This is a genomic window from Desulfatibacillum alkenivorans DSM 16219 (genome assembly GCF_900142135.1).
Lineage (GTDB): Bacteria > Desulfobacterota > Desulfobacteria > Desulfobacterales > Desulfatibacillaceae > Desulfatibacillum > Desulfatibacillum alkenivorans.
Genome location: NZ_FQZU01000004.1, coordinates 22716 through 38496, shown reverse-complemented (window position 1 = coordinate 38496; position 15781 = coordinate 22716). Strand labels below are relative to the sequence as shown.

14 protein-coding genes and 1 tRNA gene are annotated in these 15781 nt (G+C 55.9%); 2 read left to right on the top strand and 13 right to left on the bottom strand.

What is annotated here, in order from left to right; all coding sequences use genetic code 11:
• Window positions 1–12: 12 nt before the first annotated feature.
• The 4 genes from alaS to BUE18_RS04940 all read right to left on the bottom strand — a co-directional run bounded on the left by alaS (window position 13) and on the right by BUE18_RS04940 (window position 4995).
• Complete coding sequence (gene alaS, locus BUE18_RS04955; protein ID WP_073473545.1) at window positions 13–2640, bottom strand: alanine--tRNA ligase; 2628 nt, start codon at window positions 2638–2640, stop codon at window positions 13–15.
• Window positions 2641–2774: 134 nt separating this feature from the next.
• Window positions 2775–3836 carry a recombinase RecA gene (gene recA, locus BUE18_RS04950; protein ID WP_073473543.1) on the bottom strand — a complete coding sequence of 354 codons (1062 nt, stop codon included), beginning with the start codon at window positions 3834–3836 and terminating at the stop codon, window positions 2775–2777.
• 85 nt (window positions 3837–3921) lie between these two features.
• Window positions 3922–4515: an RNA 2',3'-cyclic phosphodiesterase gene (gene thpR, locus BUE18_RS04945; protein ID WP_139264613.1), complete on the bottom strand. Its 594-nt coding sequence runs from the start codon at window positions 4513–4515 to the stop codon at window positions 3922–3924.
• Window positions 4516–4527: 12 nt separating this feature from the next.
• Window positions 4528–4995, bottom strand: coding sequence for a phosphatidylglycerophosphatase A family protein (locus tag BUE18_RS04940; protein ID WP_073473540.1), 468 nt, complete (start codon window positions 4993–4995; stop codon window positions 4528–4530).
• 253 nt (window positions 4996–5248) lie between these two features.
• Between BUE18_RS04940 and BUE18_RS04935 the strand changes: the two genes are divergently transcribed.
• Window positions 5249–5905 carry an OmpW/AlkL family protein gene (locus BUE18_RS04935; protein ID WP_073473538.1) on the top strand — a complete coding sequence of 219 codons (657 nt, stop codon included), beginning with the start codon at window positions 5249–5251 and terminating at the stop codon, window positions 5903–5905.
• A 35-nt stretch (window positions 5906–5940) separates the two neighbouring features.
• Here the strand turns inward: BUE18_RS04935 and BUE18_RS27425 are convergent, their stop codons facing one another.
• The 9 genes from BUE18_RS27425 to BUE18_RS04890 form a co-directional block, all read right to left on the bottom strand.
• Window positions 5941–6159, bottom strand: coding sequence for a hypothetical protein (locus BUE18_RS27425; protein WP_139264612.1), 219 nt, complete (start codon window positions 6157–6159; stop codon window positions 5941–5943).
• Window positions 6160–6287: 128 nt separating this feature from the next.
• A complete protein-coding gene (locus BUE18_RS04925) occupies window positions 6288–8417 on the bottom strand; it encodes a hypothetical protein (RefSeq protein WP_073473534.1) in 2130 nt (709 codons plus the stop codon).
• A 161-nt stretch (window positions 8418–8578) separates the two neighbouring features.
• Complete coding sequence (locus BUE18_RS04920; RefSeq protein ID WP_073473532.1) at window positions 8579–9940, bottom strand: sigma-54-dependent transcriptional regulator; 1362 nt, start codon at window positions 9938–9940, stop codon at window positions 8579–8581.
• A 40-nt stretch (window positions 9941–9980) separates the two neighbouring features.
• Complete coding sequence (locus BUE18_RS04915; RefSeq protein WP_073473531.1) at window positions 9981–10346, bottom strand: response regulator; 366 nt, start codon at window positions 10344–10346, stop codon at window positions 9981–9983.
• Window positions 10343–11827 (bottom strand): PAS domain-containing sensor histidine kinase, encoded by a 1485-nt coding sequence (locus tag BUE18_RS04910; protein WP_073473529.1) that lies wholly within the window; start codon window positions 11825–11827, stop codon window positions 10343–10345. Before BUE18_RS04910 ends, BUE18_RS04915 begins: the two co-directional genes overlap by 4 nt.
• A 101-nt stretch (window positions 11828–11928) precedes the next feature.
• Window positions 11929–12004, bottom strand: a tRNA-Glu gene (locus tag BUE18_RS04905).
• A gap of 72 nt (window positions 12005–12076) precedes the next feature.
• Window positions 12077–12316 (bottom strand): PLD nuclease N-terminal domain-containing protein, encoded by a 240-nt coding sequence (locus tag BUE18_RS04900; RefSeq protein ID WP_073473527.1) that lies wholly within the window; start codon window positions 12314–12316, stop codon window positions 12077–12079.
• Window positions 12313–13182 carry a lytic murein transglycosylase gene (locus BUE18_RS04895; RefSeq protein WP_083610779.1) on the bottom strand — a complete coding sequence of 290 codons (870 nt, stop codon included), beginning with the start codon at window positions 13180–13182 and terminating at the stop codon, window positions 12313–12315. Before BUE18_RS04895 ends, BUE18_RS04900 begins: the two co-directional genes overlap by 4 nt.
• A gap of 80 nt (window positions 13183–13262) precedes the next feature.
• A complete protein-coding gene (locus tag BUE18_RS04890) occupies window positions 13263–14063 on the bottom strand; it encodes a histidinol-phosphatase (protein WP_073473523.1) in 801 nt (266 codons plus the stop codon).
• Window positions 14064–14280: 217 nt separating this feature from the next.
• On the opposite strand from BUE18_RS04890, the gene radA reads away from it, so the two are divergent.
• Entirely contained in the window at window positions 14281–15651 is a 1371-nt protein-coding gene (gene radA / locus BUE18_RS04885; protein WP_073473521.1) for a DNA repair protein RadA, read from the top strand.
• The last annotated feature ends 130 nt before the right edge of the window (window positions 15652–15781 follow it).

The window sequence follows — 15781 nt, the reverse complement described above, 5'->3', positions numbered from 1 at the left end:
CGATCGCGGGCGCTACATCTCCTCTACGATCTGATAGGCTTTTTCCATGGCCTGGGAGAGATTTTCGGGCTTGCTGCCTCCTGCCTGAGCCATATCCGGCCGGCCTCCGCCTCCCCCTCCAACTTCCTTGGCGACATGTTTGATGATGTTTCCGGCCTGGAACTGCTTGGTCAGGTCCTTGGTTACCATGACAATGAGCAAGGCCTTTCCGTTAACCTCACTGCCTAGCACCACGATGCCTGACTGCAATTTGTCCCTGAACTTGTCGGCCAAGTCCCGCATGGCCGCGGGAGAGTCCACTTCCACCTTTTTGGCGATCATCTTGGCGCCGCGGACTTCCCGGATTTCGTCATCCACGCTCTCGGACGCCTTGGCTGCAATCTTGGCTTTCAGGGCGTTGATTTCCTTTTCCTGCTGCTTGTTCAGGGCCAGGAGCTTTTCGATTTTATCGGGCAGGGTTTCCGGCTTTTCCTTTAACAGGCCCGAAACCTTGTTCAAATGGCTCATCAGGCCGTGCACGTATTCCACGGCGGCCGCGCCGGTCAGAGCCTCGATGCGGCGCACGCCGGCGGCCACGCTGGTCTCTCCCGCGATCACGAAAAATCCCACGTCGCCGGAACGCTCGGTATGGGTGCCGCCGCAAAGCTCCTTGCTGAAACCTTCCATGGAAACCACCCGGACCGTGTCTCCGTATTTTTCCTCGAACAGGGCCATGGCGCCGGATTCCCGGGCCTGGTCCGCGTCCATTTCCACGGTGTTGACGTCCAGGTTGTCGCGAATGCGCTCATTGACCAGGGTTTCGATCTTGGCGGTTTCTTCGGGCGTCAGCGGAGAGAAATGGGTGAAGTCGAAACGCAGACGTTCCGGCCCCACCAACGAGCCCGCCTGCTTGACATGATCCCCCACCACCTCGCGCAGGGCTGCGTGCAGCAAATGGGTGGCTGTGTGGTTCCGGGCCGTGGCCTGGCGGGCGGCTTCATCCACTTTCAGGTCCACGTCCTGGCCTTTGGCGATTTTGCCTTTGACCACCTTGCCTTCATGGATGATCAGGCCTGTGGGGTCTTTCAAGGTCCTGGCCACTTCCATTTCCAGGCCGTCCGCCATAATCACGCCAAGGTCGCCCATCTGGCCGCCGGACTCGCCGTAAAAAGGCGTGGCCTCCGTAACCACGGAAACCGCATCGCCGGCCTGGGCTTCCTGGACTTCCTTGCCGTCCTTGACAACCAGGATGACCTTGGAGCAGCCGGAGGTTCCGTGGTAGCCCTGGAACTCGCATTTGATTCCCTGACTGGAAAGACTGGCGAAGGCCTCCCCGGCGCCTTCAAAGGCCACGGTGGAGCGGGATTTTTCCTTTTGCTCCTTCATCCGGGTTTGAAAGCCGTCCCGATCCAGGACAATGCCCTTGTCCCGAACCACGTCTTCCACGATATCCACGGGAAATCCGTAGGTGTCGTACAGCTTGAATATAACTTCGCCGCTGATTTCCTTTTCGCCCTTGGCTTCCATCTCGCCCAGGGCGTCGTTCAGAACGCTCAGGCCCTTATCCAGGGTTTCGGAAAAACGGCTTTCTTCGTTCACGATGACGTTGGTGATAAAGCTCCGGCCTTCCACCAAATCCGGGTAGGCGCCGCCCATGGAGTCGCAGACCGCGGCCACGGTCTCGTGCAGGAAGGACTTGTTAAAGCCCAACTGGCGGCCGTAGCGGATGGCCCGGCGCATGATGCGCCTGAGCACATAGCCCCTGCCTTCGTTGGAGGGCAGAATGCCGTCGCCAACGAGAAATGCGGCGGCCCGGCTGTGGTCGGCGATGACCTTCATGCATACGTCGTCGGTTTTGGAGTCGCCCAGCTTTTTGCCGGAAAGCTCGCCGATGCGGTTGAAAATGGGCGTGAACAGGTCGGTGCCGTAGTTGGTGTCGGCGTTTTGCAGGATGGAGCAGATGCGCTCCAGGCCCATGCCGGTGTCGATGCTCGGCCTGGGCAGGGGAGTCATCTTGCCGGTTTCGTCCCGGTTGTACTGCATGAACACCAGGTTCCAGATTTCCAGGTACCTGTCGCAATCGCAGCCCACCGCGCAATCCGGGCTGTCGCAGCCAAAGGCCTCGCCCCGGTCGATATGAATTTCGCTGCACGGACCGCAGGGGCCGGTGTCGCCCATGGACCAGAAGTTGTCCTTTTCGCCCAAACGCACGATGCGTTCTTCGGGCACGCCGATTTTATCGCGCCAGAGAAGCCCGGCCTCATCGTCGTCCAGGTAGATGGAGACCCAGAGCTTGTCCGCGGGCAGGCCGAACTTGTTGACCAACAGATCCCAGGAAAGCTCAACGGCCAGTTCCTTGAAGTAATCTCCAAAGGAAAAGTTGCCCAGCATCTCGAAAAAGGTATGATGGCGGGCCGTGTAGCCCACGTTTTCCAGGTCGTTGTGCTTTCCGCCCGCCCGGACGCATTTCTGGGATGTGGCGGCCCGGGTGTAGTCGCGTTTTTCTTCGCCCAGGAAGGTGCGTTTGAACTGCACCATGCCTGCATTGGTAAAAAGAAGAGTGGGGTCGTCCTGGGGAACCAGGGACGAGCTTTTGACCACTCTGTGGTCATTTTTTTTGAAATACTCCAAAAACGCGGAGCGGACTTCGTTACCGGTCATGATTTCTCCCGCCTCCGGCAGACCCGCGGCCTTGCCGCCTTTTTAGACAAGGCCTGCACCGGAGCTGCTCACACACTGGCATGTTGTTAATGTTTTTCCTATTTCAATGCAGATTTATTGCTGCACCAATTTCGCTATTTTTTCTTTTTGCCGCCGCCATTTTCTTCCGGCGCGGCTTCCGGGGCTTCTTCGGGCGCATCGTCGCCGATGCCCAGTTTGTTTCTGATCATTTTCAAGGCTTTGTCGTAGACGTCCGGGTTTTCCTTGAAAAAGCGCTTTACGTTTTCCCGGCCCTGGCCGATGCGTTCTCCGTCAAAAGAGTACCACGCGCCGCTTTTATCGATGATTTCCAGATTGACGCCCGCGTCCAGCAAGTCGCCGGTCTTGGAAATGCCCTCGCCGTACATGACGTCGAACTCGGCTTCCCTGAACGGAGGCGCCATCTTGTTTTTGACCACGCGCACCTTGGCCCGGTTGCCCACGGATTCGGTTCCTTCCTTGATGGCGCCGATCCTGCGGATGTCCAGGCGCACGGAGGAATAGAACTTAAGGGCGTTGCCGCCTGTCGTGGTTTCCGGGTTGCCGAACATCACGCCGATTTTCATACGGATCTGGTTGATGAAAATCAGGCATGTGCGGGTTTTGTTGATGGTGGCCGTGAGCTTGCGCAAAGCCTGGCTCATGAGGCGGGCCTGGAGCCCCATGTGGGAGTCTCCCATGTCGCCTTCGATTTCCGCCTTGGGGGTCAGGGCCGCCACCGAGTCGATGACCAGGATGTCCACGGCGCCGCTGCGCACCAGCATGTCGGCGATTTCCAGGGCCTGCTCGCCCGTGTCGGGCTGGGAAACCAGCAGCTCGTCGCAATTGACGCCCAGTTTCTTGGCGTAGCTCACGTCCAGGGCGTGCTCGGCGTCTACAAAGGCGGCCACGCCGCCCCTTGCCTGGGCCTCGGCCACGGCATGGAGGGCCAGGGTGGTTTTACCGGAAGATTCCGGGCCGTAGATTTCCACAATCCGGCCTCTGGGAAGCCCGCCGATTCCCAACGCAAGATCCAATGCAATGGATCCCGTGGGGATGACCGGCACTTTCATGGCGACCTGGTCGCCCAGCTTCATGACCGACCCTTTGCCGAACTGGCGTTCAATCTGGCTTATGGCTGTATCCAGGGCTTTGGTTTTGTCCTCAGTGATTGCCATATTTTTCCTCCGTCCCTTTGAACGATAAGATTTTCAGTAGTCGAGAATTGGGCCGTCCCTGTCCGCTTTAGCTATTTAATCGGCATTAGCCGTTTCGTCCAAAAGGAGCATGGGCAAGCGCCGTATACACCGCGCCTGTGGGGCGCAAGTCGCTCTTAAACAGAGTGATGCGGTCCACAGTAAATTTTTGGGTTTCAAATGATCCGGCTTTTTCCACGGCCTGCAGCAGAGCCTTGGGGTCGATCCGTCCCCTGGCCCTTCCCAGCGTGATGTGGGCGCTGAACCGTTTGTTTTCCGCTTCAAAGCCCAAAGGCTCCAGGCCCTGCTCCAAACAGGAGGCCAGCCTGCCCAGGCCGGCCGCATCCCCTGCCAGGCCGGTCCAGAAAACCCGGGCTTTTGAAAAATTCGGGAACGCCCCAAAGCCTTTTGCAGTCAAGGTCATTGGCGCAAACCCGGCCGTGCATTCTTTCATGACCTGCACGACTCCGTCAATATCGGATTGCAGGACGCCGCCTAAAAACTTCAGGGTCAGGTGCATGCCTTTGGGATTGACCCAGCGAAAAGGAAGCCCCGAAGCCTTGAACCCTCCCTGAGCCCGGCTTACGGCCTGCTTCACCTCTTCGGGGATTTCCACGGCAATGAATGTACGGAGCTTCCGGGTCATACAGGCCTTAATCAAACAACTAATCCATTAAAAATAATGGAGAAAAATCCTTAATAAAATATGAGCGTACACCCCGGCCGCCAAATCGTCCGCAACAATGCCCAGCCCGCCGGTCAATTTTTTGTCCAATGTGCTGACCGGAGGCGGCTTGAAAATATCGAATATCCGGAACAGGATAAAACCCGCGACAGCCGCCTTGAACGAAAACGGCGCGGCGAACAGAGTCACCATGTATCCCGCGATCTCGTCAATCACGATGGCGCCCGGATCCTTGGCGCCCATGGCTTTGGCGGCTTTATCCGCTATAGACACGGAAACGGCGATAAACGCGGCCGCCAGGACCGCCGCTATAAGCCATTGCCATTGCCAGGCCCGCCACATGATCCAGGCAAGGGGAATTCCCCATAAGGTCCCGAAGGTGCCGGGGCCTTTTGGAATAAGCCCCACATAAAAGCCTGTGGCCAGAGTCACCGGCCATTTTTTTCCTGTATCCATCCGGGTTTATCTATATTTTAGCCCTGTTTTTGTCAAGGGCTTTGCCGGTTTCGGGCCTGGATCAAAATGGATGATCCCGTCCCCCTCAAATGCTTTATCCACTTGATTTCGTATGCCCAATCCATTCGGGGCCCCCGCCCTGCTCCGGGGCTTGCGCGTTAAGCATTATTTCTTGACTCTTTAGGGGCTTTTGTTTTTAATATTCTTCAATCGCTGCATTCAATTCAAGCATAAGTAATGACAGGAGGATAACTTGAAGAAGACACTCTTAATAGCTGTTTGCGCCATTTGCTTTTTTTCCTTAAGCGCAGGGGCCTACGCCGAAGACGGGCGCGCCTGGAAGTTCGGGGTCGGCGCGGAAGTTTCTTTCTTAAAAACTTTAAACTATGACGTAGACGACGTGGTGGACACCGAGCAGACCTTTGATGGTGCGGCCATGCCCGGCGTCAACATGACCTTCTTTTTCAACCAGTATTTTTCCACGGAACTGACCCTGGCCTACGCCAAATACGAAATGGAGCTGGACGTTCCGGGAGCAAAGATCGAACAAGGGGAACTGGAGCAGGTTCCGCTATTGCTCACCTTTCGGGCTCACATGCCTTCCGAGGGCGGATTCAGCCCGTACATCGGCGCGGGCCTGAGCTACTTCTTCAACGACTTTGACATGTCCGATTTCTATTCCCGAAACCTGGCCAAAGGAACATCCATCGACCCGGACGACGGACTTGGATTTCACGCCAACCTGGGCGTGGAAATTGATGTGACGGACAATCTGTCCTTTGACATTGACGGCAAATACACCTGGTACGAAGAGGAATTTCTCATTAGATCTCCCGGAAGACGCGACCGAGAAGAGGACGTGGAATTGAACTCCTTTTCCATCGGAGCAGGCATGAAAGTGTATTTCTAAACCGGGGCCAATCTCTGTAACATTTAAAAGGCCGATTATGGAAAAAACTTCCGTAATCGGCCTTTGGTTTGATAGAAATCACCAATTTTCTGCGGACGAGCGCCCTTTCCAAAACCAAACAAAAGCATGAATTCGAGCAGGTCCGTGCGCCCGCCAACCATACCCAATTTCTGCATTCTTTCCCGGCCGCGCCTTTTGTTCTTTCGAACCCAGGCAAAAAAAGCCTTGCCTGGGCCGCCCACAACGACGGCCAAGGCTCTCTGTCATCCCCATGGAGGGATGCGGCGGTATGATTGCGGCAGTTTTGCAATCATAATGACCCACTCCCGGAAACAGGGACCCAGCGTCTTGCGTATTTATAGAAAGGGCGCAGACCGCCCGATTATTCCCTCACGCCTGCTATGCGTTGAAGCACAAACAGGGTGTCCTTGACGGTGACTTTTTCGTCTCCGTCCGGGTCCGTGGCCTCGAACGCCCAACTGGCCCTTGAAAAGGAGCCGGCGCTCATGCCGGGCAACTGCAGGGAAATAATGGCGTCCCCCACATCCAGGGAGGCGTTCATGTCAATATCCCCCTTTTGGATCACTCCTGAGGAAAGGACTACCGCACCATCCCCTGACGCATACCATTGGCCGGAATCCGTAGCGACTACTCCGCATAGATTTTGGGACATCCAGCCGTCGATCAGGACGGCCTGGCCGTTTTCAAACTGATACAAATATCCTCGGTCCCCGCCTATGTAGCCGCTGTATGTATTGAGGCTGGCAATGAACTTGCCGGCGCCCAAGTAGGAAACCATGCTATAGGTGTCGTAGGAGTTAATCCCCTTAGCGGACACCGGAGTCCAGGCCCCGCCGTCTGCTTTGTATATGGCGGAAGATTCTCCCACGGCGTAAACGCACCCTGCACCTGCTGCGACGGATACCAGTTTGGCGGTCACGCCGGAGTCTTCTTCCATCCAAGCGCCGCCTGAATAAGAAATGATTTTTCCGTTTTGTCCCACGGCGTAGACTTTACCGTCCGAGCCCTGGGCCAAGCAATAATACGAGTCATAGTCCGGGTCATTATAGACGTCGACCTGATCCCCGTTGACGATCTTTCTTGGCAATCCGCCGTCCAACCCTCCCAAAATGGCGAACGTATCCCCGGACTCCGTATGCAGAACATCGGTCATAGCCAATGGAACGCCGGCATTATTCGGTTTCCAGGAGGTCCAGGACTCTCCATCGTAATGAAAAGCGCCATAGGAGTAGCTGCCGTCCATGGGCTGCAGGCCCACCCACACATCGTCCTTTGCAAAGGCTTTCAAACCTGTGACATGGGCCTGCTTATTTTCGCCGATAGGCAGGGGATGCTCGGTCATGGAGCCTTTGTTCCAGGCAAACACCCCTTCCCCGGAATTGATCCACCCTGGGGCGAACCATAAATCCTCTCCCCAGGAAACCTTGGTGAAATCCTTTTTGACCGTGGGAATCCGGGATTCCTCATGCCAGCCGGTTACAGGGCTATAGGTTTCCAGGCGTCCGTTATCCCCTGCGATGAGATAGGAGCCGTCCGCCTTCTTGCGAATGACGTTCTGCCTCCAGTATTCGGACGGAGAGATTTCCGTAAAGCCCGATCCGTTCCAATGATACACGGCGCCCCCCACGGATGTGAAATACATATCATTGGCCGAAGTTCCGGCTATTGAGGTCAATTGCGTATTCCGCATGGAAACGGGCACGGTGTAGGTTATGGGATTGGATATCTCAATCCACCTTTCTTCATCCTTGTCCAATTTGTACACCTGGCCGTAATTGCCGCAGACGAACACATTGTCCGCGTCCGGCCCCCAGACGTCGTCCAAGAAGTTCGTGCTGAAATTGAAGGGCGGCTCTCCTTCTTGCTTTTGAATGGTCCATGCGCCGCCGTCATAATGGATGATCTGCCCGTACCATCCCACGGCGTAGATATCGTCCGCCGCAAAGGCATGGATGGAGTCCAGGCCGACACCCAAATACAGGCCGCTGACATAGTCCACGCTCCAGGAATTTCCGTCCCAATGGTACAAATAGGCGGAGCGTTCGTCCGCCGCCCATACGTTGTCGGGGGCGATGGCGTGGATGTCATCCGGCGGATAGGTGGCCGATCCTGAATAAACCGGGGCGGGGACGGAGGACCAGGTGGAGCCGTCGTAGTGGAGGTAAACGGCTTTTTCCAGGTTGTTGGTGTTGTAATCGTCTCCGCCGGCGGCCCAGATGTCCGTTTCCGAGGTTCCATGGATGCAGAATAAAGGCGAATTCGTGGGGGAGTCCATGAACTCGTAGTTAGTCCCATCGTATTTGAGGATGGTTCCTGAATCGCCCACAAAGTAAAAAGTGCTTCCGTCGGGAGTCCAGGAGTCGAAAAGACTGTTGGCGGTGGGAAAGGGCAGGATGCTGTTGACCGTCTCCTCCGCCCGGGAAGAGGTTATGAGACATAAGTGGACAAGACAACAAACCAGCAGACCGGCAATGGGAACTCTTTTCAGCATTGGCGCCTCTCATGGGGAAATCGGCAAAAGAACTCTGCTTCGACTGCAGAAAACTACGAATATTTTAAACCTCTTTCAGAGATACGACAAGGGGAAAACACCGGTCCTGCAGCGCCATTGGACGGCAAGCTGCGCCGGGCCGCCCAATGGCTTTGCCTGGTTTACAATCCGTATTTTTTCATTTTCATGGACAGGGTCTTGCGGTTGATGCCCAGAATGCCGGCCGCCTTTTGAATGCCCCCGTTGGTGCGGGACAGCACAAACCGGATGTAATCCCTTTCCAGGTCCTTGAGGCTGACCATTTTATCGGAAAAGGACCGGAGATCGGGCGGCTGCTGGCGGATGTCCTGGGGCAGGTGCTCGGGCTTGATAACGGCGTCGTCCTTCAGGATCAGGGTGCGCTCGATGGTGTTCTCCAACTCCCGCACATTGCCCGGCCAGGCGTAGGAAAGGAGCACGTCCATGGCCTCGCGGGAGACCCTGGGAGCTTCCCTGCCGATTTTCCGGGACATGTGAAGCACAAAATAATTGACCAGTTCCTCGATGTCCTTGCCTCTTTCCCTTAAGGGCGGCAGATGGATGGGGATGACGTGCAGGCGGTAGAACAGGTCCTCCCTGAACTTGTTTTCAGCGATGGCGGCCCGCAAATCCCGGTTGGAGGCCACCATAATCCGCAAATCCACTTTGATGCGGACGGCCCCGCCCACCTGGGTGAATTCCCGCTCCTGGATGACCCTTAGCAGCTTGGCCTGGATGTCCATGGACAGATTGGAGATTTCGTCGAAAAAGAAGGTGCCGTGGTTGGCCAGTTCGAACAGGCCCTTTTTGCTTTGCAGGGCGCCGGTGAACGAGCCTTTAACGTGGCCGAACAACTCGCTTTCCAAGAGGTTTTCCACCAGGGCGGAGCAGTCCACAGGCACGAATTCGTTTTCGCGCCGGCGGCTGTGATAGTGAATGGCCCGGGCGACCAGCTCCTTGCCGGTGCCGCTTTCTCCGGTGATAAGCACCGTGCCGTCCGTGGGCGCCACCTTAAGCATGCGGGTGAACAGGCTTTGCATGACCGGGCTGGAGCCCAGCATGATCCTGTCCGGCCCCGCCTGCAGCCCCTTGCTTTTGGGAATGCCAATGGTTTGCGCCGGAGGGGCGGAGGCTTTTTCGGCCCTTTGGATGATGTTTTCTATGTCATCCACGCCAAAGGGTTTGGCCAGATAGTCAAAGGCCCCCATTTTCATGGCCTGAATGATTATGTCCGGCTCGGTGACGCCGGTGATCATGACCACCAGGGAGCTTATGTTGTTATCCTTGATCCATCCCAGGACTTCCATGCCGCCCATGCCCTGCATGCGGACATCCAGAAAAATAATGTCGAAATAGGAATCCGACATTTTGGAGATGGCTTCCTTGCCATCTGCGGCGTCATCGGGCTTGAGGCCCATATGGGTGACAATCCTACTGATGCCTGAACGGACGACGGGCTCATCGTCCACAATCAAGGCGGTTTTCAGCTTGGTTTGCTCCTCCATCTATCCCAGTCCTTCCTAGACGTGCTGCCTTCTTGCATGGTTACAAGGCGCTTTTTACCGCGTCAACGACTTCCCTGGCCATAAATGGTTTGCTTATCAAACCTAATGCTCCTGCGTCTTCGCATTGGGATTCAAGCTGCCGGCTGCCGTGCCCTGTAATGATAATGGCAGGCAGGCCCGGGTAATTGCTTTTAATCCATGCGAGCAGTTCCAACCCCCCTATTCCCGGCATTTTCAGGTCTGCAAGAACAAGGTCCACGTGATTGCTTTGCACAATCTCCATGGCCTCCTCCCCATCCTTGGCAATCAGGATCCGGTAGCCCTCCGCCTCCAGGATCCTGCGGCACCCTTCCCGGACGACTCTCTCATCGTCCACTACAAGAACTACGTATTGTTTCAAACTCATGATTCTTTCTTGATTTTGGGGCCCGGCAGGCGGATGGTGAATATGGTTCCGCCTTCCGGATGATTTTCCACGCCAATGCTTCCGCCATGATTGTGAATAATGTCCTGGGTGATGGACAGGCCGAGGCCCGTGCCGTATCCCACGGGTTTGGTCGTATAAAAGCTTTCGAAAATCTTTTCCAGCTCCCCCTGGGCCACTCCCGGCCCGTTATCCCGGAATTCCATAAAAAAATAACCGGATTCAAAATCGTGCCGCGCTTTGATGCAAATCAGGCCTTTGCCTTCCAGGGCGTCCGCGGCGTTTAGCACCAAATTGGTGAACACCTGCTGCATCTGAACGCGGTCGGCCTGCATTTTGGGCATGTCGGGCTGAAAGTCGCATTTCACCTCAATGCCCTGAAATTTCGCCTGGGGCAGTACAATGTCCAGGCATTGGCGAAAAGCCTCGGGGATGTCAAAAGGCTCGTTGCCGTTATCCGACTTCCGGGAGAATCCCAGCAAATTGCGGACAATGGCCTTGCAGCGAAGGGTCTGGTCGATAATCTCCTTCAGGTCGTCCCTGTAAACCGGATCGTCCTTCAGGCTTCGCTGCATGATTTCCGCAAACATCAAGATGCCGGAAAGCGGATTGTTGATTTCGTGGGCCACGCTGGCGGACAGCCTGCCCAAGGCCGCGTTTCTGTCCGCCTGGATCAGCCTTTCCTGGGCGGAGCGCAGCTCCCTGGCAAGGCGCTCGCTTTCCCGCAAATCGCCGAAAATGCCTACGCTGCCGGTTTCGTGGCCGTCTTCAAACATGATTCCCGCCGACAAGGTGACGGGAAAGGGATTGCCGTCCTTGTCCTTGAGTTCGGTTTTCACCATGTTCAGAATGCCGGGCCGGCCGTACTGCTTGCTCCGCATGAGCTTCATGTTGCGCTTGGCGGTTTCCCAGCCGTAAAACAGGTCCACGCCGCCGGGAATGCCCACCACGTCTTCCGAGGCGAACCCTGTCATGATCTCCATGCTTTTATTGAACATGAGGACCTTGCCCCTGGGATCCATAACCACAATGCCGTTGACCGTGCTTTCGATCATATTGGTCAAAAACGAAAGCATGCGGACCACCGGGTTTTCCGGCGTAAAGCACACGCCGTCCCGGTCTTCATGGCTTCTGGGGCAGACCGCCCAGGCGCCGGAAACCCCCGTGCTTTTTTGGATGGGGGTCACTATAAAACGGATATGGGGCTTGCCCATGTCTCCGGGCAGAGGCAGCACCCATTGCTCCGACCCCGCGCCCCTTTGAATGCATTGGGCGAACAGTTCGTTCAAAGAAGGGTGAAACCTGTGTACGCCTTTATTTGCGACCAAATCCACATTTTCCGGGCTGTAAGGCAGACCGAGCATCTCGTCCGCAGGGGCGTTCCAGCCGATGATCTTTCCGGATTTATCGGCCAAAAAAGCCGGGTCCGGATGATGCCGGAACATCTCCATAAATGTATCCATGACTACCCCAATCCTCCGGCTTGCATCGGCGGACGCAAAAGGCCGGCGGAACTGTTTATTGTATTTGAAATGTCTTGGAAGAATGCAGAAAAGGAAAGAAGTGGTAGTCCCAAGGGGAATCGAACCCCTGTCTTCGCCGTGAGAGGGCGATATCCTAAACCGCTAGACGATGGGACCACACTCTTTGTTGACAGCCCGCCAGTGGCGGACAAGATGGTCTTATTACAAAAATGAAGCCGCCTTGTCAAATCATTTTTGAACGCCATCTTCCAATTCCGTAATTTCTTCCAAGGAAGGCCGCACGCCTTGCCTGCGCCCCCAAATTATGTACAACAGCACGCCCAAAAAAGGGAGACCAACCACCACAAGGCCCCAGACGGTCTTCCTGACCGGAGAGCCGAAATCCCGGGCCATGATATGAAAAATGGCCAGCCAGGTTAAAATTAAAAACACGGTTCCCAGGCTTATGACAGTTATCGTAAAATTCAAGACGCCCCCTTCAGGACCGCCCGTATTCTCAACAGCGTGTTGGCGTAATACGTGCTATTATTGTATGATAATAATACTTTCTTCATGTTCTCGGCATCCATTCCCGGCTTCCAGCCATGGTTTTTCAAGTACTTCCCTATGCTGGCTATCGCGTCGGAATGGGTGAACAAATCCACCTTGCCGTCTCCGCTTCCGTCCGCTCCGTGCACGGAAATATTGGAGGGCATAAACTGGGAATACCCCATGGCGCCGGCAAAGGAGCCTTTGATCCTGGCCGGATCGGCTTCCTCCGGGTCCAGATGCCTGAGAAAGGCCTTTAACTCCTTGTAAGCCCAGGAGGATTTTCTATCGGCCCAGGACTCCACCTTTTTCTTGGTCGTCTTTTTCTTTTGGGACACGGCGTCAAACAATTGATCCTTTTTCTCCTGCTCGGATAAAGCGGCCAGGGTGGATAAGGTGTTGATAACCGGCTTTGTCCCCACGTATCCGCCCAGGCGGGTCTCCACCATCAGAATGGCGGTGATGACCTCCTTGTCCACGCCGTAAGATTTTTCCGCCGCGTCCAGGTCGGCCTGGTGCTCCTTCATGTAAGCCCGGGCGCCGGCGATGGGTTTGTCCTTTAAAAACTGGTCGTAATTCAGCTTGGATTCATTGTGGCGGAAGTACACCGTCGCCACGGATAAGTCCAGCTTTACGTTCTCCGCGCCGTAAATTTTATCCAGTTGGGCCTCGGTGAAGCCGTCCCGGATCAACCTTTTCTTCAAGGCTTCAAAAGGAGGCGGCGCAGGCTCGGACGCCATTGCCGGGGCTGCGGACAAACAAGCCAGAATAAGGGCTGCGAACAATCCAACAAACCGGTTTAACACAAACACGCTCCCAACACATTTCGGCGAACTCGGCGCCGCAAGCCGCCCGGGTTCGCCCTCCGTTTAAAAATCAAGCCCTGTTAAGGGCTCAGGCTGACTTCTCCCCGAATGCGATGGGAGAAAGTCGCCAAACTATGGTATCCCGCTTCCCGGGCCAGGGAAACGGCCTCGTCAAAATCCATGCCCACCTGCTTGGGGGAATGGGCGTCGCTCCCCAGGGTGACGGGGACTCCCGCCTGGTTCAGCTTTTTCAGCAGCCACAGGCTGGGATAAATCTCCCCTTTGGGGTGGCGCTTGCCGCTGGTGTTGATCTCCACCGCAAGGCCTTTGCCGGCGATTACGGCAATCACCTGGTCCCAACGGCCTTCCATCCGGTCTTGGGGGCTGTCTCCGAACTTGCCCACCACGTCCAGATGGCATAAAAAGTCAAAAAAGGAATGCTCGGCCATGGTCTCCAGATGATCCAGATACTCGGCGAACATGTCCTCGCATTCCCGGAAAGGGCAATTATCCCGTTCCTTATGGGAAACCATGTTCCATTCCCCGATAAAATGCACCGACCCGCCAATGGCGTCAAAGGAATGGGAATCCACGATCTCCATGGCCTGCTCCATGGTTTCCAGGTCAAAGTCCACTTCCAGGCCCGCCTTGACCCGGATGCGGTCTTCGTATTTCGCCGCCAGCCTTTTTACGGCCCGGTGATACAAAGGAACCTCCCCTGGGCTCATGGACAAAAAACTGCCGTCCGGCCTCAGGGTCAGGTGGTCCAGAAAGCAAATCTCCGCAAGCCCCAACTTGACCGCTTGTTGCACATAGGCTTCCATTTCCCCTTTGGCGTGGTTGCACAAGGAGGTGTGCACATGATAATCAATCAAACTCATATCGGACTCTGTACCGCCATGCCTAACTGCTCCCGGTGAAAATTTTTGACCGGAGAATAATACGACGGTAAAGTGTACCAGAACCGGAGCACGGTCTCAAGCACATAATGGGAGTATTTTACCCAATTTTTTCTTCAGGGGGTAATAATAGCCCCTTGTTGTGGTTAAAACAACCCCAAATGCATGCTTTGAGACGCTTCAGCCAGGAGATTATTCCATGAAAAAAGCTCAAAAAACAGTATTCACCTGTCAGGATTGTGGATACACCACCCCAAAGTGGATGGGCAAGTGCCCGGATTGCGGCCAGTGGCACAGCATGGTGGAAGGCAAGCCCAAGGCTCCATCATCGGCAGCCAAGGCCCACTTTGACCTGTCAGGGCCGGAATCGCGGCCCGTGCCCATTGACTCCGTGGACGGGATTGTGGAGGATCGCCTGGCCACGGGCATCATGGAGTTGGACCGGGTTCTGGGCGGGGGGCTTGTGGCCGGGTCCATGGTGCTAATCGGCGGAGATCCGGGCATCGGCAAGTCTACTTTGATGCTGCAGACCATGCAGTCCCTGGCTTATGCGGGCATGAAAGTTTTGTACGTATCCGGCGAGGAGTCCGTCAGGCAGATCAAACTGAGAAGCCAGCGCACCGGGTCGGCCAATCCCAACCTGTTTGTATACAGTGAAATCGTCCTGGAGCAGATTCTGGACGTGTTGGATCAGGAAAAGCCCCAGGCCGTGGTTTTGGACTCGGTCCAGACCTTGTACAGCCAGGACCTGACCTCGGCCCCGGGTTCGGTCAGCCAGGTTCGGGAAGTCACTTTTAAACTGGCCATGCACGCCAAGAAAACCGGCATCCCCACCTTTCTTGTGGGCCATGTGACCAAGGACGGGGCCATTGCCGGGCCGCGCCTTCTGGAGCACATGGTGGACACGGTGCTTTATTTTGAAGGGGAGCGGAATCATATTTACCGGGTGTTGCGGGCCGTTAAAAACCGGTTCGGCTCCACAAACGAAATCGGGGTTTTTGAAATGGCCGAACACGGCCTTATGGAAGTGAGCAACCCCAGCGCCGTGTTTTTATCCGAAAGGCCGGAGCACGCCTCGGGTTCGGCGGTCACGGCCAGCCTGGAGGGCTCCCGCCCTATCCTGCTGGAAATCCAGGCGCTTGCCAGCACATCCAGCTTCGCCAGCCCGCGCCGCACCGTTCTGGGCCTGGACTCCAACAAGGTGGCGCTTTTGGTGGCCGTCCTGGAAAAAAAAGTCGGCATGCCCTTGATGGATCAGGACGTGTTCATGAACGTGGCCGGCGGAGTCCGGGTGACGGAGCCGGCCGTGGACCTTGCCATGGTGGGCGCCGTGGCTTCCAGCTTTTTGGACAGGCCCGTGCCCCGGGATACGGTCCTCATGGGGGAGGTGGGCCTGACCGGAGAAATCCGCGGCGTGGGGCAGATGGAAACCCGCATCAAGGAAGCCGCCAAAATGGGCTTTGAGCAATGCCTGGCCCCCGCCTCCAGCCTGCGCAACCTGCGGCCGCCCTCCGGGGTGAAGGTGGTGGGCGTAAAATCCGTCAGTCAGGCCTTGGAGCACTTGTTTTAGCCCCAATCAGAGTCCGGTTGGATGGTTTATTTTTTACAAAAAGCCGGTTTTGGTTGAAAGCCGGGTGAAACTGTGACAATTCCCAAGTAGAAAACCGGAGCATATTGACTTTCAAGGAGTTTTTTCTTAT